The 21,356-nt window shown below is 65.8% G+C and carries 19 protein-coding genes; 12 read left to right on the top strand and 7 right to left on the bottom strand.

The window, feature by feature from the left end; translation table 11 throughout:
* Nucleotides 1-43 precede the first annotated feature (43 nt).
* From apbC to OPU71_RS02750, 4 genes are all read right to left on the bottom strand, one after another.
* Nucleotides 44-1,135, bottom strand: a complete 1,092-nt coding sequence (gene apbC / locus OPU71_RS02765) for an iron-sulfur cluster carrier protein ApbC (RefSeq protein WP_267724796.1) — start codon at nucleotides 1,133-1,135, stop codon at nucleotides 44-46.
* A gap of 78 nt (nucleotides 1,136-1,213) precedes the next feature.
* The gene (locus tag OPU71_RS02760) at nucleotides 1,214-3,607 is read right to left on the bottom strand and encodes a putative bifunctional diguanylate cyclase/phosphodiesterase (protein WP_267724795.1); all 2,394 of its coding nucleotides are present in this window, start codon (nucleotides 3,605-3,607) and stop codon (nucleotides 1,214-1,216) included.
* Nucleotides 3,608-3,644: 37 nt separating this feature from the next.
* Nucleotides 3,645-4,265 (bottom strand): methylamine utilization protein, encoded by a 621-nt coding sequence (locus tag OPU71_RS02755; protein WP_267724794.1) that lies wholly within the window; start codon nucleotides 4,263-4,265, stop codon nucleotides 3,645-3,647.
* 12 nt (nucleotides 4,266-4,277) lie between these two features.
* Nucleotides 4,278-4,661, bottom strand: coding sequence for a group I truncated hemoglobin (locus OPU71_RS02750; RefSeq protein WP_267724793.1), 384 nt, complete (start codon nucleotides 4,659-4,661; stop codon nucleotides 4,278-4,280).
* 129 nt (nucleotides 4,662-4,790) lie between these two features.
* Here OPU71_RS02750 and OPU71_RS02745 point away from each other — a divergent pair, with 129 nt between their 5' ends.
* The 9 genes from OPU71_RS02745 (at nucleotide 4,791) to OPU71_RS02705 (ending at nucleotide 15,179) form a co-directional block, all read left to right on the top strand.
* Complete coding sequence (locus OPU71_RS02745; RefSeq protein WP_267724791.1) at nucleotides 4,791-5,675, top strand: DUF3034 family protein; 885 nt, start codon at nucleotides 4,791-4,793, stop codon at nucleotides 5,673-5,675.
* A gap of 79 nt (nucleotides 5,676-5,754) precedes the next feature.
* Nucleotides 5,755-7,845 carry a methionine--tRNA ligase gene (metG, locus tag OPU71_RS02740; RefSeq protein WP_267724790.1) on the top strand — a complete coding sequence of 697 codons (2,091 nt, stop codon included), beginning with the start codon at nucleotides 5,755-5,757 and terminating at the stop codon, nucleotides 7,843-7,845.
* Entirely contained in the window at nucleotides 7,842-8,111 is a 270-nt protein-coding gene (locus OPU71_RS02735) for a hypothetical protein (protein WP_267724789.1), read from the top strand. Before metG ends, OPU71_RS02735 begins: the two co-directional genes overlap by 4 nt.
* Before the next feature lie 8 nt (nucleotides 8,112-8,119).
* A complete protein-coding gene (locus tag OPU71_RS02730) occupies nucleotides 8,120-8,467 on the top strand; it encodes a CidA/LrgA family protein (RefSeq protein ID WP_267724787.1) in 348 nt (115 codons plus the stop codon).
* On the top strand, nucleotides 8,464-9,192 hold the full coding sequence (locus OPU71_RS02725; protein ID WP_267724784.1) for an LrgB family protein: 729 nt from the start codon (nucleotides 8,464-8,466) through the stop codon (nucleotides 9,190-9,192). The genes OPU71_RS02730 and OPU71_RS02725 overlap by 4 nt, the downstream gene beginning before the upstream one ends.
* 109 nt (nucleotides 9,193-9,301) lie before the next feature.
* Nucleotides 9,302-10,951 carry a SulP family inorganic anion transporter gene (locus OPU71_RS02720; RefSeq protein WP_267724782.1) on the top strand — a complete coding sequence of 550 codons (1,650 nt, stop codon included), beginning with the start codon at nucleotides 9,302-9,304 and terminating at the stop codon, nucleotides 10,949-10,951.
* The gene (locus tag OPU71_RS02715) at nucleotides 10,948-11,238 is read left to right on the top strand and encodes an acylphosphatase (protein WP_267724779.1); all 291 of its coding nucleotides are present in this window, start codon (nucleotides 10,948-10,950) and stop codon (nucleotides 11,236-11,238) included. The genes OPU71_RS02720 and OPU71_RS02715 overlap by 4 nt, the downstream gene beginning before the upstream one ends.
* Before the next feature lie 92 nt (nucleotides 11,239-11,330).
* The gene (locus OPU71_RS02710; protein ID WP_267724776.1) at nucleotides 11,331-11,933 is read left to right on the top strand and encodes a peroxiredoxin; all 603 of its coding nucleotides are present in this window, start codon (nucleotides 11,331-11,333) and stop codon (nucleotides 11,931-11,933) included.
* Between the two features lie 177 nt (nucleotides 11,934-12,110).
* Nucleotides 12,111-15,179, top strand: coding sequence for an EAL domain-containing protein (locus OPU71_RS02705; RefSeq protein WP_267724774.1), 3,069 nt, complete (start codon nucleotides 12,111-12,113; stop codon nucleotides 15,177-15,179).
* Between the two features lie 7 nt (nucleotides 15,180-15,186).
* On the opposite strand, the gene OPU71_RS02700 is transcribed toward OPU71_RS02705, so the two are convergent.
* Nucleotides 15,187-15,906, bottom strand: a complete 720-nt coding sequence (locus OPU71_RS02700; protein WP_267724771.1) for a ComF family protein — start codon at nucleotides 15,904-15,906, stop codon at nucleotides 15,187-15,189.
* Nucleotides 15,907-15,964: 58 nt separating this feature from the next.
* Between OPU71_RS02700 and bioB the strand changes: the two genes are divergently transcribed.
* Entirely contained in the window at nucleotides 15,965-16,966 is a 1,002-nt protein-coding gene (gene bioB, locus OPU71_RS02695; RefSeq protein ID WP_267724767.1) for a biotin synthase BioB, read from the top strand.
* Between the two features lie 14 nt (nucleotides 16,967-16,980).
* Here the strand turns inward: bioB and OPU71_RS02690 are convergent, their stop codons facing one another.
* Entirely contained in the window at nucleotides 16,981-17,520 is a 540-nt protein-coding gene (locus OPU71_RS02690; RefSeq protein WP_267724763.1) for a hypothetical protein, read from the bottom strand.
* Nucleotides 17,521-17,525: 5 nt separating this feature from the next.
* Nucleotides 17,526-19,529, bottom strand: coding sequence for a diguanylate cyclase (locus tag OPU71_RS02685; protein WP_267724762.1), 2,004 nt, complete (start codon nucleotides 19,527-19,529; stop codon nucleotides 17,526-17,528).
* 207 nt (nucleotides 19,530-19,736) lie between these two features.
* On the opposite strand from OPU71_RS02685, the gene OPU71_RS02680 reads away from it, so the two are divergent.
* Nucleotides 19,737-20,633: a methyltransferase domain-containing protein gene (locus OPU71_RS02680; protein ID WP_267724761.1), complete on the top strand. Its 897-nt coding sequence runs from the start codon at nucleotides 19,737-19,739 to the stop codon at nucleotides 20,631-20,633.
* Entirely contained in the window at nucleotides 20,633-21,292 is a 660-nt protein-coding gene (locus tag OPU71_RS02675; protein ID WP_267724760.1) for a pyrimidine 5'-nucleotidase, read from the top strand. The genes OPU71_RS02680 and OPU71_RS02675 overlap by 1 nt, the downstream gene beginning before the upstream one ends.
* Nucleotides 21,293-21,356: the final 64 nt, after the last annotated feature.

Raw genomic sequence — 21,356 nt, 5'->3', positions numbered from 1 at the left:
CGGCAATTGCCGGCGTTTCTTTTTCTGCCCCGCAAGGCGGCGTTCAGGTGTTCTGCACCACGATATTCGGGAACTTGAAACGCATGTCGCGCTGACGTTCGGCGATCGCAATCGCCACCTTGCGCGCGATGCCGCGATACGCATCGGCCAGCGCGCCCTCGGGCTCGGCCACCACCGTCGGCACGCCCGAGTCGGTCTGCTCGCGGATACGGATATCCAGCGGCAAACCGCCGAGGAACGGCACACCGTAGTCCGCGCACATCTTCTCGCCGCCACCGGCGCCGAAGATGTATTCCTGGTGGCCGCAGTTCGAGCAGATGTGAATGCTCATGTTCTCGACGATGCCGAGAATCGGAATGCCGACCTTCTCGAACATCTTCAGGCCCTTGCGGGCGTCGAGCAGCGCGATGTCCTGCGGCGTCGTAACGATCACCGCGCCGGTCACCGGCACGATCTGCGCAAGCGTGAGCTGGATGTCGCCGGTGCCTGGCGGCATGTCGATGACGAGGAAGTCGAGCTCGTCCCAGTTGGTATCCATCAGCAACTGGCGCAGTGCCTGCGTCGCCATCGGGCCGCGCCAGACCATCGGCTGCTCGACATCGACCAGGAAACCGATCGAGTTGGCCTGCAAGCCATGCGCCTGAAGGGGCAGCATCGTCTTGCCGTCTTCGCTCTCGGGGCGTTCGCCCCCCAGACCCAGCATCTGCGGCTGGCTGGGGCCGTAGATATCGGCGTCGAGAATGCCGACGCGCGCGCCCTCGTTCGCCAGCGCGAGCGCAAGGTTCACCGCGGTCGTGCTCTTGCCGACGCCGCCCTTGCCGGACGACACCGCAATGATGTTCTTCACGCCGGGCAGCAGCTTCACGTTGCCCTGCACCGTGTGCGGCACGATGCGGCTGCTCACCTGCACCCGCACCGCGCTGACGCCCGGCTGCGCCCGCAACGCCGCTTCGACTTGCGCGGCGATGCCGGCAAACTGGCTGCGCGCCGGATAACCAAGCTCGATCGTAATCTCGACGCTGCCACCGCTGACGCGCGCAGCTTTGACCGCCTTGGCCGCCGCGTAGGGCTTGTTGGTGTTGGGATCGGTCAGCGCGCCGACCAGTTCGAGAACCTGCTGTTCGCTAAGACTCATCGTTCCACTCACTAGAGACGGGATAATTCCGACTGATTCAGTCAAGTTTATCACGCCGCTCGTGGCACACCGCCGACGCTAGTCGGTCGGCGCCACCCGCAATGGCGCATTCGCCACGCGCCAAGCGAGGAAGTCTTTGATCGGCAAGGGTTTGCTCGCGTAGAAGCCCTGCGCGTAGTCGCAACCCAAGGCTGCCAGCGTCTGCCATTCATCGATCGTTTCAACGCCTTCGGCCACCACCGAAAGGTCGAGGTTGTGCCCCAACTCGATCGTCGAGCGCAGCAGGCGCACACCGTCCGATTCGCGATGCACGCCGCGCACAAAAGAGCGGTCGATCTTCAGTTCCGACACCGGCATCCGCCGCAGGTAGGCGAGTGACGAGTAGCCGGTGCCGAAATCGTCGATCGACAGGGTGAAGCCGCGTTCGCGCAGCGCCGCCAGCACCGACAGGGCGCGCTCCGGGTCGTCCATCACACCGCTTTCGGTGATTTCCAGCCGGATCTGCGACGCACTGCCGCCGGTTTCGCCCAGCAGCGTGTCGAGCGCGGCGGGGAAGCCGTCGTCCTGGATATCGAAGGTCGACACATTCACCGATATCTGCAGCGGTGTGCCTGCCGCCGCCTGCTCGGTCGCCAGCAGCATCGCCTGCCGCAGCATCCAGCGCGTGAGCATGCCGATGCGCCCGGTCTGTTCGGCGAAGGGGATGAAATCCCCCGGCGGAATGAAGCCGCGCTCGGGATGCTGCCAGCGCACCAGCGCTTCGGCGCTCTCCACCCGCCCGGTGCGCAGCGAAATCTTGGGTTGCAGGTAAAGGCGCAGCTCGTCGCGTTCCACCGCGCGGCGCAGTTCTGACAACATCGACAGATGCACCACCCGGCTCTGATCCATCGCCGGTTCGAACACCAGCAGCCCGCTGTGCTGCCGCTTGGCACACTTGAGCGCCATCTCGGCGTTGCGAATCAGCGTCTGCACGTCGTTACCGTGATCCGGGAAACGCGATGCGCCCAGCGATACCGCTACGTCGAGCGCCGAGCCGGCGAGCTCGAACGGCGTTGCGAAGGCCTGTTCGACCCGCGCCTTGATGCTTGCAATGTCTTCGCACAGCGGGCCGTGCGCGATCAGCGCGAATTCGTCTGCCGCCAGCCGTGCAACCGCGTCGCCGTCGCGGAACAGCATCCGCAGCCGATCTGCGACTTCGCAGATCACCTGATCGCCGATCCGGAACCCGAGCACGTTGTTGATTGCCTTGAATCGGTCGATGTCGATGATCAGCACCAGCGCCGGCTGTCCGCCTTGCAGCAACTCATGCGCCTGACGCTCAAGTTCAGTGCGGTTGAGCAAGCCGGTCAGCACATCCTTCGCGGCCAGCTCGCGGATCTCGGCTTCGCGCAACTGCACCGCGCAGGACATTGCGTTGAAACCTTCCGATAAACGGCCGATCTCGTCCTGCGAGTCGACCGGCAGCGTCTGGCCATAATCGCCCGCACTGATCGCCGCGGCCGCCCGCGCGAGGCGCTGGATCGGGCCAGAGACGCTGCCTGCGATCCAGCGTGTGGCGGCAACCGCCGCGAAGAAGGCCAGCATGAGCAGGCCAAACAGCGTGATCGCGAGCTGTCGGTAGGGCTTGAGCGCATCGTCGAGCGACTGCAGTTGCAGGATCGCCGCCTGCCCTTGCGAATCAAGCGGCGTCGCCACGTAGAGGAAGCGCACACCCCCCAGCTCGATCGCGCGGGGCTGCGATGGCGCCAACAAACGCCTGGCCGCAAGCGCCGCAGTGATTTCGCCGCGCAGTGCCGCGCTGCTGGCGCTGGCCTGCAGCACACTGCGCCCCTGCGCCTGGCCGACGATGGCAATGCTCGCGCCGGTCAGCGCGCCGAGCTGCGCAGCAACGCGATCGTCGAGCGCAAACCCGAGTACAACCCAGCCAATCACCACCGGCGCCTTGACCGGACTGAGCACCACCAGCATCGGCCGGCCACCGAGGGTCACGATGCCATCGGCGCCGCCGGCGGTGCGCGCCCGCTCAAGCAGCGCCTGCAGCACCTGAGCCTCGGCCCCGCTGCGCACCGGCACGGTACTGGCCACCACCTGCCCGCGGGTATCGAACTGCAGTGCGGCGCTGGCTTCGATCCGTCCGGCCTGATTGGCCAGCGCCGACAACACGGTGCCGGCATCCGCCGAGGCCACCGCATCGCGGAAGCCGAAGTCAGCGCTGAGCACACGGGCAGCCTGTACGAGCCGCGCCTGATCCTGTTCGATCGAGCGGCGCAGGACTTTCTGACCGACGATCAGCTCATCAGAGATCCGCTGCCGAGCAAAGTTCTGGCTGCCGAACCACACCGCGAGAATCGCCGCCGCCAGAAACAACGCCAGCAGGCCGATCACCAGCACGCCGATTCGGGTGCGCAATGGCAAGCGTCGCAGCCAGTGCATGCGTTGCGGGCTTGCCGGCGCTTCGATCGCGCGGGCCACCGGCGCCACATCCTCAGCCCGGCGCGCGGGCGGCAGATCAGTGCGAATGGCTGCCTCCGGCGGCGGCCCGCGCTTTGGCCGGCAGACTCTGGCTCAGCCGCTGCGCCTCGTTGCCAAGCCGCAGCGGCCGCACGACTTCTGGCGCCGCGCTGTCCGGGTGCCACACCCGCAGCTCGTATTCACCCGGCTCAATGCCGCTGAAGGCAATGTTGCCGCGCGCATCGCTGCGGCCGTAGAACGGCGCCTCGGTGACGTAGACGTAGGCAATCATCCAGTCGTGAATGTTGCAACCGAGCGCCACCACGCCGGCCTTGTCGAACACCACCGGCTCGGCCTGGGTGCCTGAGTAGAGCTTGAGTTCGAACTTCTTTGCCGGGGAGAAGGAGTACACGCTGTGGCGGATGTTGTCCTGATTCGGGAAGCTCACCGCGGACCCCACCGGCACCACGCTGACGTAGGGCACGAACTCCTTGTTGATCTGGTCGATCACCGCTTTGGCGGGCTTGGGCGAGCTCGCCCTGCCCACCGGCGTGAGCGTCGCCACCGCGTTCTCAAGCGCGGCCCCGCTCGCGTTGCTCACGGCAAGGCTCAGCTCGGCGGCCTGCGCCGCGCCACCGATCAGGAGCAGCAGGCACAGCAGCGTCACTTTCATCGGCATCGCTTCATCCGCTCAGTGCCCCACGATGTCGCGCTTCATCGGTGCCAGCTGCGCAAGCAGCGCGTTCTTGGTTGCCAAGGGAACACTGCGCGCGTCGAGCACCTCGCGCAGGTGCTCGACCATGCCGTAGAACTCCGACTCAGTGATCTTCATGCCGCCGTGCGAAAGCAGCATGCTTTCGCCTTCGTACACACAACCGCCGCCGCTCAGTTGGCAGATCTGCTGCCCGAGGCGCTTTTCGAGCTGTGGCCGGTTGATTTTGGCGAACGTCCGCCGCGTTTGCGGATCGCTCGTCGAGCGGTCGAGCAAGGCGCTGACGATCTGGGCAACGCCGTCTGCGCCGCCCAGCGCCGCATAGTTCGAGGGCTCACTCGCAAGCGCCGAGGCGGGCGCCATCAAGCCGCACGCGAGAGCGGCCGTAATCAAGGCTATCCGCGTGCGTCCGCGCCCCGGCCCTTTTGCGTTCAACAACATCCGATGCCCTTCATGCCAGCCCGCTGCTTGCCGCGCCCGAGCGCAAGACGATTGATTCACTGGATATCGGCCCTGCTGCCGGTTTTCTTGAACGTCGGCGTGCGCGCCGCTGACGAGGCCGGCTTGAGCCTGCGGCTGGCACCCGGCGATCGCCTGATTGCGACGGGCGGCGTGTCACAACTGGAAGGCGCTGGCGGCGGCGGGCTGGTGCCCTGGGCGCTGATCACCGGCTACGGCACACGCAACCAGGTCGGCGGCAGCGCCTTCCTCACGCGCGTGGATACCGGCGACTTCAGGCTCGACAGCGCCGGTGCGGCGATCGGCGTGGCCGATCGGCTCGAACTCTCATACTCGATCCAGCATTTCGACCTGGGCAGTACGGTGCCGGGCGAAACGATCGTGCTGGAAAGCTATGGCGCCAAAGTCCGCCTGCTCGGTGATGCGGTGTTCGACCAGGATCGCTGGCTGCCACAGATCGCGCTGGGGCTGCAGTACAAGCGCAACCGGGACTACGCGCTCGTCCCCAAGGCGCTTGGTGCGGTGCGTGGCGATGACTGGGAGGCCTACCTCGCCGCCAGCAAGCTTTGGCTGGACGGCCCGCTTGGCCGCAGCCTCTTCGCCAACCTTACGCTGCGCGCCACCCGCGCCAACCAGCTCGGCCTGCTCGGCTTTGGCGGCGACCGCTCGGATGACTACTCGATACAGCCGGAAGTTTCGCTCGGCCTGTTCTTGCGCGACGATCTGGTGCTGGGCACCGAGTACCGCAGCAAGCCAGACAAGCTCAGCGCCTTCCGCGAAGACGCCTTCAAGGATGTCTTCATCGCCTGGTTCCCGGCCAAGCGTTTTTCGCTGACCGCCGCCTGGGCCGATCTGGGCAATATCGCCGACAAAGCACACCAGCAGGGCTGGTATCTGTCGGCTCAGATTGCGCACTGACAAGGCGGCGCATCAAGCAATCGGCCGCGCGGCCGCGCGCTTGCTAGAATTGAGGTTTTCCCGCTGCACCGGAACGCACATGACCGCGCCACAACGCAAGCTCTTCGTCACCACCGCCCTGCCCTACGCCAACGCCCCGTTCCATATCGGCCACATCATGGAATACACCCAGGCCGACATCTGGGTGCGGTATCAGCGCATGCGCGGTCACGAAGTCCATTTCGTCTGCGCCGACGACGCGCATGGCGCACCGATCATGCTCAAGGCCGAGGCCGAGGGCATCACGCCGCAGGCACTGGTCGCCGGCATCGCGGCCGGCCGCCCGCAGTACCTCGACGGCTTCCATATCCACTTCGACAACTGGCATTCGACCGACTCGGCCGAAAACGTCGAGCTGTCGCAGGACATCTATGTGCGCCTGCGCGACGCGGGCTTCATCGACCGCAAGGTGATCGAGCAGTTCTTCGATCCGGTCAAGTCGATGTTCCTGCCGGATCGCTACATCAAGGGCGAGTGCCCGCGCTGCGGCGCGAAGGACCAGTACGGCGACAACTGTGAGAGCTGCGGCGCGGTGTATGCGCCGACCGAGCTGAAGAACCCGTACTCGGCGCTCTCGGGCGCGACGCCGGTGATCAAGCAGTCGGAGCACTTCTTCTTCCGCCTCTCTGACCCGCGCTGCGTCGAGTTCCTGCGCGGCTGGACCCAGGGCGAGCGCCTGCAGCCGCAGATTGCGAACAAGGCCAACGAGTGGCTCGAATCCGGCGACGGCCTCGCGGACTGGGACATCTCGCGCGACGAACCCTACTTCGGCATCCCGATTCCGGATGCACCGGGCAAGTACTTCTACGTCTGGCTGGACGCGCCGATCGGCTACCTGGCGAGCCTGAAGAACCATTTCCACAAACTCGGTGGCGACATGGCCGCCTTCCTGGCCGACAAGCAGACCGAGCAGATCCACTTCATCGGCAAGGACATCGTCTACTTCCACTGCCTTTTCTGGCCCGCGATGCTTCACTTTGCCGGCAAGCCCTACAAGGTGCCGGACAACGTGTTCGTGCACGGTTTCATGACGGTATCGGGCGAGAAGATGAGCAAATCGCGCGGCACCGGCATCTCGCCGTTGCGCTACCTCGAACTGGGCATGAACGCCGAGTGGATGCGCTACTACATTGCCGCCAAGCTCAACGCCAACGTCGAGGATGTGGACTTCACCTCCGAGGACTTCCTCGCACGGGTCAATTCCGACCTGATCGGCAAGTATGTGAACATCGCCAGCCGCTGCGCCGGTTTCGTCACCAAACGCTTCGGCGGCCAGGTGTCGACCGACTTCGGTGACGATGGCGCCGCACTGCTGGCGTCGATCGCCGCTGCGAGCGGCCCGGTGGGCGACTTCCTCGAAGGGCGCGAGTACTCCAAGGCGATCCGCGAAATCATGGCGCTGGCCGATCGCACCAACGAATACGTGAACGCCAATGCGCCGTGGGAGCTGGCCAAGCTCGCCGGCCGCGAAGCCGATCTGCACCGCGTCTGCTCGGTGGCGCTCAACGCCTTCGTGCGCCTCACCCGCATGCTGGCGCCCGTGATGCCCGCCGTGGCCGGCAAAGTGGCCCGTCTGCTCAACTGCGATTTCTCGCGCTGGGACGACACCCGCTTGCTCGCCACCATCAACCCCTACGAGCACCTGATGACCCGCGTCGACCCGAAACAACTCGAAGCCCTCTTCCCGCCGCCCGAGAACATTCCGCCGGCGGCGCCGGAGCAACCGCAGCGTCACAGCCAGCACCAGACGCACGAGGCGGTTGAAGAAGCGAAGAAGGCCGACGACTTCGAGCCCTTCATCAGCATCGACGACTTCGGCAAGGTCGATCTGCGCATCGCGAAGATCGTGTCGGCCGAGCATGTCGAAGGCGCCGCCAAACTGCTGAAGCTGCAGCTCGACATTGGCGAACCCAAGCCGCGTCAGGTCTTTGCCGGCATCAAGTCGGCCTACGACCCGGCCACGCTGGTCGGCCGCATGACGGTGATGGTGGCCAACCTCGCACCGCGCAAGATGAAGTTCGGCATGAGCGAAGGCATGGTGCTCGCGGCGTCCGACGACAGCGGCACGACGCCCGGCCTCTTCATCCTCTCGCCCGACTCGGGCGCCACGCCCGGGATGCGGGTGAAGTGAGCGCCGCCGGCAAACCACGCATCCGCCCGACGCCCACGATCATGATGTGGGCGCTGGTGGATGTGGCCGGCGTGCTCGCGCTTGCACTCGGCGCGGGCTACCTGGCGCATGGCCCCGGCTTCTTCTTCAACAACGTGCCGGGGTCGACGCTGCAGGCGGCCGTCTTTACCCTGGGTGGCCTGGCGACGATCATCGTGGCGGCCGTCAAGATGCTGGCAGAAGTACTCAAGCAAATGCCACATCAAGCACCGCAGCGCGACCGCTGACCGCCCAGATGCTCGAAGGCCTGTTCGCACTGCTGGTCTTTCAGCTCCTGGGTGAGGCCTGTACTCGCCTGCTCGGCCTGCCGATCCCCGGCCCGGTGATCGGCCTGCTGCTGTTGTTTGTGCTGCTGCGCGCGCGCCCGCAGTTGATCGAACGGCTGCGCCCCACGGCCGAAATGCTGCACAGCCACCTGGCACTGCTCTTCATCCCCGCGGGTGTGGGCGTGGTGATGTTCCTGCCGCGTCTGCGGCAGGAGTGGCTGCCGATCGTCGTTGCGCTGATCGTCAGCACGGCGGTGGGGTTGGTCGTGACGGCCTGGGTGGCGCACCGACTGGCGCCCGAGGATGACGAGGCGTGAGCGACGACATCTTCCGCCTCTGGGTTTACCTCTCGGCTTCGCCGCTTTTCGCGCTGAGCGCAACCCTCGGCGCCTACCTCGCCGCGCAAGCCATCGCGAAAAAGTGCAAGTTTCACCCGCTCGCCAATCCGGTTGCGATCACGGTGATCCTGCTCGCACTGGGCATCACCGCCATCGGCGAGGACTACCAGCGTTACTTCGAGGGCGCGCAGTTCGTGCACTTCCTGCTTGGCCCCGCCACCGTGGCCTTTGCGGTGCCGATGGCGGCGATGTGGTCGCGCATGAAGCGTATCCGCCTGGCCCTCGCGGTGGGCTTGCTCGGCGGCGGCGCAGCGGGCGCGGCCAGCGCGGTGGCCACCGCCTGGGCGCTGGGCGCCAGCCGCGACACCGTGCTGGCGCTGATCCCCAAGTCGGTCACCACACCGATCGCGATGGGCATTACCGAACAAATTGGCGGTTCGCCCTCACTGACCGCGGTGTTCTGCATCCTCACCGGCATTGTTGGCGCAATGGCCGGCCCCACACTGCTGACGAACTTTGGCGTACATCGCCCGGCGGTACGCGGTTTTGCGCTGGGCACCGCTGCCCACGGCATCGGCACCGCGCGCGCATTTCAGGAGCACCCGGAAGCCGGCGCCTTTGCCGGCCTTGCGCTCGGCATTCATGGCCTGGTCGCCGCGGTGTTGATTCCGCTGGTGGTGGGCCTGTTCATCAAGCTGGGCTGAACGATGCCGCTAACCAAGAACAAGCGCTGGATCACACATCACCGGGCCTGGCCCGGCGCGCTATCCATGCATGACACGAATGTCCGCAAATGCACTGGAGCGCAGCACCTTGATCAAATTTCGACCCAAGCTTCTCGACACCCTGCCCGGCTATAGCCGCGCGCAACTTGGCCAGGATCTGTCAGCGGGCCTCACCGTTGGCGTTCTGGCCCTGCCGCTGGCCATGGCCTTCGCCATCGCCAGCGGGATGTCACCCACCGCCGGCATCTGGACGGCCATCGTCGCCGGCCTGCTGATCGCACTGTTCGGCGGCTCGCGAGTGCAGATCGGCGGCCCGACCGGCGCATTCATCCCCATCATCTACGGCATCGTCGCCCAGTACGGCGTGCAGAACCTGCTGATCGCGACGATGCTCGCCGGCGCCATGCTCGTCGGGCTCGCGCTCGCGCGGCTGGGCAGCCTGATCCGCTTCATCCCCCGCACGGTGGTGATCGGCTTTACCAACGGTATCGCGGTGGTGATCTTCCTCGCCCAGATCAAGGACTTCCTCGGCCTGCCGATCGAGAACCTGCCGGCCGAGTTCTTCGCCAAGGTGCAGGCGCTGGCAACGGCGATTCCGCACGCAGATCTGCCCACCGTGGCGCTCGCGTTCGGCTCACTTGGCGTGCTGCTGGGCTGGAACCGCGCCGCCAAGCAAGTGCCCTGGATGGCGCGGGTGCCAGGCCCGCTCGCGGTGCTGGTGCTCGCGACCGCGGCCAACGCCTTGTTCGCGCTGCCGGTCGAAACCATCGGCAGCCGCTTCGGCGGCATTCCCCAGTCGATCCCGCCGATCAGCCTGCCCGCACTCACCCTCTCTGACCTCGGACGCCTGATCTCGCCGGCCATCACGATCGCACTGCTGGGGGCAATCGAATCGCTGCTCTCGGCACGCGTCGCCGATGCCGCCATCGACGACCGCCACGACCCCAACCAGGAGCTGATGGCGCAGGGCATCGCCAACCTGGCTGCGCCGCTGTTCGGCGGCTTCGCCGCCACAGGCGCGATCGCCCGCACCGCCACCAACGTGCGCAGCGGCGGCCGCACGCCGGTAGCAGGCATCGCCCACGCGATCACGCTGCTGCTGGTGGTGCTGATCGCCGCCCCACTCGCCGCCCATGTGCCACTGGCCACGCTCTCGGCGATCGTGGTGCTGGTGGCGGTGAATATGGGCGAATGGCACGAATTCCGGGAACTTCGGCGCTATTCGATGAACTATCGGGTGGTGCTGCTGGCAACCTTCGTGATCACCGTCATCTTCGATCTGACCCTGGCCGTTGAAATCGGGATGGTGTTGGCGAGCCTGTTCTTCATCTACCGGGTGCAGACGCTCAGCGGCGTTGAACGCGTCGTGCTGCCGGCGCAGGCACCCGACGGCAGCAGCAACGCCGGCATCATGGCCTTCCAGGTCTTCGGTTCGATGTTCTTCGGCACGGTCGGCAAGATTGAAGACGAGCTGGACCCCGAGCAGATGGATACGACGATGCTGGTGCTCGATATGCACAAGGTGATCAGTCTCGACACCACCGCGCTGGAAATGCTCGACACCTTGCTCCGGGATCTGCGCAAACGCGGCTCGGATCTGGTGCTGTGCGGCCTGAACAAGCAGCCGGGCTCGATCATCCAGCGCTCCGGCTTCCTCGAACGGCTCGGCAGCAACCGTGTCTGCGACACGCTGCAGGAAGGCATCGAAGAGGCGCGCATGTTAAGGAGGCTCGCTTGAACACGATCAAGACTGAATTGCTGCTGATCACCGGCTCGGTGCAGGGCGTCGGTTACCGCTGGTGGATGGTGCAAGCGGCCGAGCGGCTTGGGGTGGATGGCTGGGTCCGCAACCGCCGCGATGGCAGCGTTGAAGCCTTCGTGCGCGGCCCCGCCGTGGCGGTGGACGCGCTCGCCGAATGGGCCCATCGCGGGCCGCCAGCCGCGCGGGTGGTCCAGGTGCTGCGCACGCCGGCCGAAGATGATCCTTCTGTGACAAGGGATTTCGCCGAGCGCCCGACGGTCTAGAATGAAGTCTGTTCGTCACCGCAAGGTTTGACGCCCTTCATGGCGTGCGGAATACTCCCGCGCCCAACCCCAAACGCAACAAGGAGACCCACATGGCAGTTCTCGTAGGCAAACAAGCGCCGGACTTCGTCGCGGCAGCCGTCCTCGGCAACAACGAAGTGGTTGAAAACTACAAGCTCTCCGATGCCATCAAGGGCAAGTACGGCGTGATCTTCTTCTACCCGCTGGACTTCACTTTCGTCTGCCCGTCCGAACTGATCGCCTTCGATCACCGGCTCGAAGAGTTCAAGCAGCGCGGCGTTGAAGTGATCGGCGTGTCGATCGACTCGCAGTTCACCCACCTCGCATGGAAGAACACCCCGGTGAACAACGGCGGCATCGGCCAGGTCGGCTACACCCTGGTGGCCGACATCAAGCACGACATCTGCCGTGCTTACGATGTGGAAGCCGCAGGCGGCGTCGCCTTCCGCGGCTCCTTCCTGATCGACAAGGCCGGCGTCGTGCGCCACCAGGTCGTCAACGACCTGCCGCTGGGCCGCAACGTCGACGAAATGATCCGCATGGTCGACGCGCTGCAATTCACCGAAGAGCACGGCGAAGTCTGCCCGGCAGGCTGGAACAAGGGCAAGGCCGGCATGAAGGCTTCGACCGCCGGTGTCGCCGAATACCTCGCCAGCCACGCCAAAGAACTGTAAGCGCTTGGCCGCCAGTCCGCTTCTGGCCGCATCAAAGCAAACGGCCCCGCCACGGCGGGGCCGTTTGCTTTGATGCGGCCGGGCATTCCAACGCATGCGCGCCATCAAGTTCTGCGCCCCCTGACCGTAAACCCCAACTGGACCCCCCAAAACAGAGACGCGCACCGCCTCCGCCGCATGCCCCACACGCCCTCGACTCTCTTTCTGACGTTCAGCGCCGCAGTGATTGCCGGGCCGGCGCTGGCCAGCAACGCGGGCGCCTCAGAACCCAACTGGCTGTGGCTGCTGGCGCTGGGCGGAATGATCGCGGGCATGGTGGGCGCCTATGCCGCGTTGGCGAACCGACAACACGCACGCGCGCTGTTGCGGCAGCGGGATGCCGCACGCGAAGAAGCACAGCGCTTCCGCAAAACGGTTGAAGGCACGAACATCGTCGCCTGGGAATTCGACCCGCGCACCAGTTTGTGCACCTACGTGTCGCCGCAAGCCGAGCTCTTGCTGGGCTTCCCGCTCATAGCTTGGAGTCAGCCCGCCTTCTGGCGCGAAAACATTCACCCGGAAGACCGCAGCTTCGTCATCGAGTTTTTCCGTAGCCAGACGGAACAGGGTTACGACCACGAACTGGAATACCGCATGCTGCACGCCGATGGCCAGACCGTCTTCCTGCGCGACATGCGTACCGTGCATCGCAGGGCCGATGGCCAGATCGAGCGCGTCACCAGCCTGTTGATCAACCTCTCGGCGCACAAGGCGACCGAAGCCGCGCTGGAAGATTCGGAAGCGCGCTTCCGCTCGACCTTCGAACAAGCAGCCGTGGGCATTGCAATGTGTTCGCTGGCCGGGCGCTACACCCGCATCAACCACTACTTCAGCGAGATCAGCGGCTATTCGGAAGCCGATCTGCTGCAGGCGGACTTTCGCGACGTCGCCCATCCGGAAGACGCCGGACTGCTCGATGCCAAGCTCGCGGGCCTGCTGGCCTCTCAGCAGCAAGTCGTGTCGCTTGAGATGCGGATCCGCCGGCGCGACCAGACCGCCGTCTGGGTCGCCATGACGGTGAGCCTGGTGCGTGGCCTTTCGCGCGAACCCAGTCAGTACATGGTGGTGATTGAAGACATCAGCGGGCGCAAGCAGGCCGAAGCCGTGCTGCGTGAAAGCGAAGCGCGCATGCGCACCCTGGTCGCCTCGCTCGACGAAGGCATCGTGATGCGTGACGCCGACGCGAACGTGGTGGTCTCGAACGACGCCGCCGCACGCATCTACGGGCTGAGCATGCAGCAGATGGCGCGCTACAGGCTCGATTCCGGCCTGGTCCGTTATGTCACCGCCGACGGCGCACCGCGCGCCCCGGAGACCCTGCCGCCGATGCGCGCCCTGCAAACCGGTGAAGTGGTCAGCGAAACCGTTACCTTCGAGCATGCCGAGGGCGGCACCCGATCAATCTGGACCAAGTCCACCCCCTTGCGGCGCGAGGGCGAATCCACGCCCTACGCGGTGGTCAGTTCCATCATCGACATCACCGACCGCCTCCACGCCGAGGCCGAAATGCGGCTTGCCGCATCGGTTTTCGATAACAGCGTTGAAGCCATTGTGGTGGCCGATGCCTCGCGGCGCATCCTGCGCGCCAACCGCGCCTTCAGCAATGTCACCGGCTTCGAGCCGCAGGAAGTGATTGGCCGCAGCCTGCCCGATGTGGCCGGCAGCCGCCACGAAACCGGCTTTTTTGAAGGCGTATCGCGCACGGTTGAGCGGGATGGCTTCTGGCAGGGCGAGGTCTGGAACACCCGCAAGAACGGCAAGGCATTCCCCGAGTGGCTCTCGGTCAGTTCGGTGCGCGGCCAGGACGGCGAGATCTCGCATTACGTCGCGGTGTTTGCTGACATCACCGAACGCAAGGCCAGCGAAGCGCGCATCAAGTATCTGGGTCACCACGATCCGCTCACCGGCCTGCCCAACCGCATGCTGATGCAGGACCGCCTGCTGCAAGCGATCGCGCGTGCCCACCGCGAACGCACGATGGTAGGCCTGCTCTTCCTTGACCTTGACCGCTTCAAGATGGTGAACGACTCGCTCGGCCACCACGCCGGCGACCGCTTGCTGCAACAGGTGGCCGAACGGGTGCGCAGCTGCGTGCGCGATTCCGACACCGTGTGCCGTCAGGGGGGCGACGAGTTCATCATCCTGCTCAACCCGGTGCAGACGGCCGACGCCCCTGCGCGGGTGGCCGAAAAGATTCTCGACGCGCTGGCAACCCCCTTCGAGGTAGACGCGCACCGCATCGGCACCTCGTTCTCGATCGGCATCTCGGTCTATCCGAATGATGGCCGCGATCCCGAAACGCTGATGCGCAATGCCGATACCGCGATGTACCACGCCAAGGAAGGCGGCCGAAACACCTTCCGCTTCTTCACCGAAGCGATGAACGCCAACGCGCTCGACCGACTGCAGCTGGAGAACGCGCTGCGTCAGGCGATCGAGCGCAAGGAGATGACGCTTTACTACCAGCCGCAGGTTTCACTGCACGACCACCAGGTGGTGGGCGCCGAAGCGCTGCTGCGCTGGCAGCACCCGCAACGCGGCTTCATCTCGCCGGCCAAGTTCATCCCGATCGCCGAAGAGTCGGGCCTGATCATCCCGCTCGGGCGCTGGGTACTGCGGGAAGCCTGCCGCCAGGCGCGTGCCTGGGAACAGAAAGGCCTGCCGCCGATCATGATGGCGGTGAACATTTCCGCCCTGCAGTTCCGCCGCGACAACATCGTGGAGATGGTGCGCCAGGTGATCACCGAAACCGGCCATGAGCCAGACCGGGTAGAACTGGAGCTGACCGAATCGCTGCTGATGGACAATGCCGAAGAGGTACTGGCGACGATCCACCAACTCAAGAGCATCGGTGTGCGCCTGTCGATCGACGATTTCGGCACCGGCTACTCAAGCCTCTCTTACCTCAAGCGCTTCGCGGTAGACCGCCTGAAAATCGACCAGAGCTTCGTGCGCGATGTGCCGGGCGATTCGGACGACGTGGCGATCGTGCGCGCCATCATCCAGCTCGGAGAGGCGCTCAAGCTCGATGTGATCGCCGAAGGCGCCGAGACCATCGCCCAGGTTGAATTCCTCAAGCGCGAAGGCTGTGCCGAAGCCCAGGGCTACTACTGGTGCCCGCCGGTGCCCCCGGGCGTGTTCGAAAGCATGCTCCACCGCGGCACGATCAAGCCCGAACCCGACCCCATGATGATGGGTGAGCTCTAGCCCCGGGCTAGCCGCTGTGGCGCGAAGGCGTGCGCGCCACCACCAGCGCCTCGACCCGCGCGGCGCCAGCCGCCTTGAGCGTTGCGGCGATTTCGTCCAGCGTGGTGCCACTGGTCATCACATCATCCACCACCAGCACGCGCAGGCCGTCGAAGCGCTGCTGTGCCTGCAGCGCGCCGCGCAGATTTCGCCGCCGCGCTTCAAGCGGCAGCCCCGCTTGGGTGGGCACCAGGCGGGTCTTGCGGATCGCGTCGCGCAGCAAGGGTACCCGCAAGGCGCGCGCGAGCGGCTCGGCAAGCAGCAGCGCCTGATTGAAGCCGCGCTGCGCAAGCCGCTGCGGATGCAACGGCGCCGGCACCACACAATCGAACACGCCGTCCGCAAGCGCCGCAGGCAGGGCTTGGCCAAGGTAGCGCCCCACCGCAAAGCGGGCATCAAACTTGAAGGCATGCACCATCTCGCGGATCGGGAACGCGTAAGGGAAGGCGGCATGCGCCGCGTCGTAGCGCGGGCGGCTGGCAAGGCAACGGCCGCAGACGGCCCCTTCCGGGCTATCGATGGCGCACACCGGGCAACGCGCCGCGGCCAGTCGTGGCAAGGCGGATTCGCAGTCCGGGCAGAGCACGCGCGCCGCCGAGTTTTCACCGCACACAAAGCAGTACTGCGGCAGCATCCGCGCCCAAAGCGCCCCGCCTGCGTGCTGCAACGCGACAATCAGGTTTGACACGGCTCTCGCCTTTCACCGACCATTCGGCGATTGTCACACCGCAGCAGGAAGCATTCCTATGAGCTTATCCGCAACCGCCAACGAATCGGTCGCTGAATCCGCCGCCGTGGCGCCGACCCAGAAAGCCCCCCAACGCTGGAGCACCGCCGAGGTTCAGGCGCTCTTTGACTTGCCGTTCATGGACCTGGTTTTCCGCGCCGCCCAGGTGCATCGCGAACACTTTGACCCGAACGCCGTGCAGCGCTCGACGCTGCTCTCGATCAAGACCGGCGGCTGCTCGGAAGACTGCGGCTACTGTTCGCAGGCCAAGCGCTACCAGACGGGCGTTCAGAGCGAAGAGCTGATGAAGATTGCCGAGGTGGTCGAGAAAGCCAAGCTTGCCAAAGCCAATGGCGCCAGCCGCTTCTGCATGGGCGCCGCCTGGCGCGGCCCGAAAGATCGCGACCTTGAGCCGGTGATCGAGATGGTCAAGCAGGTCAAGGCGCTCGGCCTGGAAACCTGCGTCACCCTGGGCATGCTGCGTGAAGGGCAAGCGCAAAAGCTCAAGGAGGCCGGCCTCGACTACTACAACCACAACATCGATACCGCGCCGGAGTTCTACGGCAGCGTGATCGGCACCCACTCGCAGGCAGACCGCTTCGACACCATCGACAAGGTGCGCGATGCCGGAATCAACGTGTGCTCGGGCGGCATCGTCGGCATGGGCGAAACGCGCCGGGGCCGCGCGGCCATGATTGCGCAGCTGGCGAACATGACGCCGCCGCCGGAATCGGTGCCGATCAACAGCCTCGTCGCGGTCGAAGGCACGCCTTTGGCCGATCAGCCAAAGATCGACCCCTTCGAGTTCATCCGCACGATTGCGGCAGCCCGCATCACGATGCCGAAAAGTTATGTGCGCCTTTCCGCCGGCCGCCGCGAGATGACGGACGAGGGCCAGGCGCTGGCCTTTCTGGCAGGCGCGAACTCGATCTTCTACGGCGACAAGTTGCTGACGACCGGCAACCCGGATGTCGAAGGCGACCGCACGTTGCTCGAACGACTGGGCATGAAGTCGGTGTAATCCGCCGCCCAGCCCTACTTGAACGGCGCCTCACGGCGCCGTTTTTCATGCGCGAACAGGGTTTGCCCCAGCCAGCGGGCAAACCGCCGGGCGGTGTCGTCGGACCGCAGGCTCAGGTAACGCCGCAAGGCCGCCTCGGAAAAACAGACGAGCGACTCGCCAGCAGGTTCGCGGTAACCCAGGGCGCCAAAGCGCGTGCGGTAACGCTCGTGCGTCACCTTGTCGCTCACCTCGCCGAAGACGGCAAAGACATCCTCGGCGCAGATCCAGCTGTGATCGGCCTGTTCGAAGATGCGGATCTGGCGGCCATCGAATTCATACCATCGGCCATCCCAGGGTTTGAGGTGCCGTTTGCGGGCCCAGCGCAGGAGCCCGAAGCTCGCGTGGGTGAAGGGCACGACGATCAGGGTGACGGCCGGCACCAGCGCAATGACAAGACCGAAGGGGCCGCCCAGGCGCCACGCCAGCCACATCAAGCCGCTTGCAAGCGTCGCGCGTAGCAGCAGCCAGGCGCCCGGGTGGGTCGCAAGGTATTCGGCGATCTCGCCCCACACCCGGTTCAGCCCGCCGGCCCGACAATCGAGCGCGGCGACGTCTCGGCATCCGCCTCAAGCGCGGCGACATCGGCGATCGAATGCACGCCAATCGCCTGATTGCGCCCCCGCCGCTTGGCCAGGAACAGGGCCTGATCGGCGCGATGCAGGGCGTGCTCCCAGTTCGCGGGCTCTGGGTCATCGGGCATTTCGAGCGGCGCATAGCCAAGACTGATCGTGACCCTGAGCTTGGCGCCATCCAGGTCCACCGGCTCGGCGCCCACGGTGTTGAGCAGCCGCACGGCCAGTTCATCCAGTTGCCCGAGCGCAATGGCCGGCGCAAGCACCAGGAACTCCTCGCCCCCCCAGCGCACGACGGTCTCGCTGTCGCGCAGAGCCGCGCGCAGGCGGTGCGCAACGCTGACCAGCACCTTGTCGCCAATACCATGACCGTGCGTATCGTTGATCCGCTTGAAGCGGTCCACGTCCAGCAGGAAGACCGCCCGCACAAGATCATCCGCATCGCCAACACGGCGATGCGGCACAGCGGTCGCCATGGATTCGAGCACGCCGGTGAAATGGCGGCGATTGAGCAAACCGGTGAGCGGATCGTGCGCGCTGAGGTATTCAAGATCGGTGTTCTTCGCCGCCAGCAACTGGTTCGCACGCCGCACCCGCAAGAACAGCGACAGGGCCAGCAGGGTTGCCAGCACGAACACCGCCGCCAGCGCCCACCACAGGTGCCGCGAAGTGCGCTCCTGCGCCAGCGCGGCAGTCTTCAAGGCGTTATCGCGGCTGAGCAAGGCAATTTCCTTCTCGCGCGCGTCTGCGGCGTACTTCTGCTGAAGCTCAAGCAAGACGCGGCGTCGATCGGCCGACACCATCTCGTTTTCCATCTTCTGCGCTTCGCGTACCTGTTCCAGCGCATGCTTGACGTCGCCCGCCCGCTCAAGCATGTCGCCGTACTGCTGGATCCATATCAACAGGTCGGTTTTCGCCTCGACCGTACGGTAGTAGGCGAAACCTTCGTCCACCAGACGCCGCCCCTCCGGCAGCTTGCGCAAGCCCACCAAAGCAAGGCCACGAAAAATATTGGCGTCGGCCTTGTAGGCCGGATCATCGATTTCCGCCGCCAGCACGGCGATGCGCTGCGCGTGGGCCAGCGCTGTTTCGTAGTTGCCAGCCCGCAGACTGACGTCCGCCAGGCTGAGCGCCGCCTCGATCTGCGCCACCCGGCCCGCGCTGCCCTCGGCCAGCGCCACCGACGCTTCACTCGCCGCCCGTTGCCGCGCCAGATCGCCCTTGCCCTCGGCGGCAATCACCTCATAGCTGCGTGCCAGCAACATCAGGCTCTTCTGGCCGTCTTTCTCGGCGGCGGCATAGCCCTTGTCGATGGCCTCCAGCGCAGCATCCCAGTCCTTCATGACAATCAAGACGGACAGCATGTTCAGGTAAGACTGGCTGACGCGGCGCAAGTCGTTCGATGCCTCTGCGATCTGGCGGGCCTGCTGGAAGTGGGTCACCGCGCTTGCCAGGCTGCCAGTCTCGTACGCCAGGATCGCGGCCACCGAATGCGCCCAGTAGGCAAGGCTGCCGTCCTTGGTCTTTGCAATCAGTGGCATCGCCTTGTCCGACCAAATCTTCGCGTCGCGCACGCGGCCGGACATATCGAGCAGGCTGGCCCGCAAGACATAGGCAGACGCCTCGGTTTCCGGGTCTTTCGTCTGCTCGGCCAGGCGCGAGAGATCAGCGAGCGCCGCTTCGGCCACGCCCAGCTTGGACGCCGCCGCGTGGGCGAAGCCCCATGCCGAGAGAAACACCCGCAAATCCGCACCACCGGCCTTGCGCGCCGGCCCTTCGTACTGGCGGATCTTCTCGATCACCACTTCGGCGTCGGCGCCATGGCGGCGCTCGATCGCTTCAATCTCGCTCGCGATACTGGCGAGCACTGCGCCGCTTGCGGCCATCCAGCACAGCAGCCCGGCAATCAGGCTGCGCACAAGCGCAAGCGGCAAAAGGGGCAATCGCATTGTTCTGAGCGTTTCTGGCAAAGGGTTGGACGAGGTTGGATGGCGCATTAACGGCCCAAGCAAGCAAATGCTTGAATGGGCGAGCCAGACCATAGCCGGCCGCCGCGCAGCCTTCAAGGTTTACCGTGCCGCCCGGCGCCAGCGCCCCGGGCGGACGGCCGCGCAACAGCCCGCCCGCCTACGCCGGGGAAGGTAGAATCCTCGCTCATGACAATCCCGCAGGACTTTTCGCTCGACCGCCGGGCGGCGCGGCTGCGCTTCGGGCGGAGCGCGCCACACGCCGACGCAGGCGGCTTTCTCGCACGCGAGGTCGCGCAGCGCATGGCCGAGCGCCTTGCCTACATCCGCCACGAACCGGCGCGCCTGCTCGATGCCGGCTGTGGCATCGGCCCGGATTTCGCCCTGCTCGGCGAGCGCTACCCCAAGGCCGAACGCTTCGGCGTGGACTTCGCGCTGCCGCTGATCCAGATGGCGCGCAGCGAACGCAGCTTCTTCCAACGCCTGCTGGGCGGCGCCCGCAGCACCGATCCGCGCCTGATCTGCGGCGATGTGGAAGCCTTGCCGCTGGCGCGCGCCACGATGCAGATGGTGTGGTCGAACCTGATGCTCAACTGGCTTGCCGATCCGATGCCGGCAGTGCGCGAAATGCACCGGGTGCTGGAAGTGGGCGGCATGTTGATGTTCTCGACGCTGGGCCCGGACACCCTGAAGGAGCTGCGCGCCGCGATGCCCGCCGGCAGCGGCGAACGGGTCCACCGCTTCATCGACATGCACGATCTGGGGGACTGCCTGGTCCGGGCCGGCTTCTCTGAGCCGGTGATGGACATGGAAACCATCACCCTCACCTACGCCGATCTCGACGGCCTGCTGGCCGACCTGCGCCGTGCCGGCGCCACCAATGTTTCCGACGCCCGGCCGCGCGGCCTTGCGGGCAAAGGCGCCTGGGCTCGCGCGCGGGCCGCTTACGAGCAACTGCGGCAAGACGGCCGCTTGCCCGCCAGCTTCGAGATCATCTATGGCCATGCCTGGAAGGCTGCCCCCAAAACGCTTGAGGACGGCCGCTCGGTGATCCAGTTCAAACCTCGCCCGGGCGACACCCCTTGATGACAACTTCCACGACGCAGGCACACCGGATCTGGCTGTTCGATCTGGACAACACGCTGCACGACGCAAGCCCGCACATCTTTCCGCACATCAACCGGTCGATGACCGACTACCTGATGCGCAATCTGGGTCTCGACGAATCCGCCGCCAACGCGCTGCGGATCGACTACTGGCATCGCTACGGCGCAACCCTGCTCGGGCTGATGCGGCATCACGGCACCGATCCGGACCACTTCCTCCACCACACCCACCAGTTCCCGCAACTCAAGCAGATGCTGGTGTTCCAGCGCGCACTGGCGGCACGGCTGCGCATGCTGCCGGGGCGCAAGGTGGTCTTCTCGAACGCGCCGCGCGCCTACGCCAACGCGGTGCTCGCGGGCATCGGGCTCGATCGCAGCTTTGAGGCGGTGTTCGGCATCGAACAACTCGGGCTGCAGCCCAAACCCCAGACGCGCGCCTTCCGCCATGTGCTGCATGCCCTGAGGGTGCCGGCGCACCGCTGCGTGCTGGTCGAAGACACCCTGCCCAACCTGCGCGCCGCCAAGGCTCTGGGGATGGGCACCGTCTGGATCAATCGCGGCAGCACCCACCCGGCCTGCGTCGACGTGAAGCTGCGCAGCATTCTAGACCTGAGGCGTGCCACACACCTTGTGCGATAGCGGGCCGCACACGCAGCCCCGCAGCCGCCCTGCGCGCGCACATCACGCTTGCAAAAGCCCACGC

This window comes from Niveibacterium sp. 24ML (assembly GCF_026586805.1).
GTDB lineage: Bacteria > Pseudomonadota > Gammaproteobacteria > Burkholderiales > Rhodocyclaceae > Niveibacterium.
Note: the sequence above shows the minus strand (reverse complement) of the source record. Positions and strands in the feature narration are given on the sequence as shown.

Excerpts from the sequence above, each read along its gene's own strand:
- apbC (WP_267724796.1), bottom strand. The coding sequence starts at position 1,135 with ATGAGTCTTAGCGAACAGCAGGTTCTCGAACTGGTCGGCGCGCTGACC.
- OPU71_RS02755 (WP_267724794.1), bottom strand. The coding sequence starts at position 4,265 with ATGCCGATGAAAGTGACGCTGCTGTGCCTGCTGCTCCTGATCGGTGGC.
- OPU71_RS02750 (WP_267724793.1), bottom strand. The coding sequence starts at position 4,661 with ATGGCGCCCGCCTCGGCGCTTGCGAGTGAGCCCTCGAACTATGCGGCG.
- metG (WP_267724790.1), top strand. The coding sequence starts at position 5,755 with ATGACCGCGCCACAACGCAAGCTCTTCGTCACCACCGCCCTGCCCTAC.
- OPU71_RS02730 (WP_267724787.1), top strand. The coding sequence starts at position 8,120 with ATGCTCGAAGGCCTGTTCGCACTGCTGGTCTTTCAGCTCCTGGGTGAG.
- OPU71_RS02710 (WP_267724776.1), top strand. The coding sequence starts at position 11,331 with ATGGCAGTTCTCGTAGGCAAACAAGCGCCGGACTTCGTCGCGGCAGCC.
- OPU71_RS02705 (WP_267724774.1), top strand. The coding sequence starts at position 12,111 with ATGCCCCACACGCCCTCGACTCTCTTTCTGACGTTCAGCGCCGCAGTG.
- bioB (WP_267724767.1), top strand. The coding sequence starts at position 15,965 with ATGAGCTTATCCGCAACCGCCAACGAATCGGTCGCTGAATCCGCCGCC.
- OPU71_RS02685 (WP_267724762.1), bottom strand. The coding sequence starts at position 19,529 with ATGCGATTGCCCCTTTTGCCGCTTGCGCTTGTGCGCAGCCTGATTGCC.
- OPU71_RS02680 (WP_267724761.1), top strand. The coding sequence starts at position 19,737 with ATGACAATCCCGCAGGACTTTTCGCTCGACCGCCGGGCGGCGCGGCTG.
- OPU71_RS02675 (WP_267724760.1), top strand. The coding sequence starts at position 20,633 with ATGACAACTTCCACGACGCAGGCACACCGGATCTGGCTGTTCGATCTG.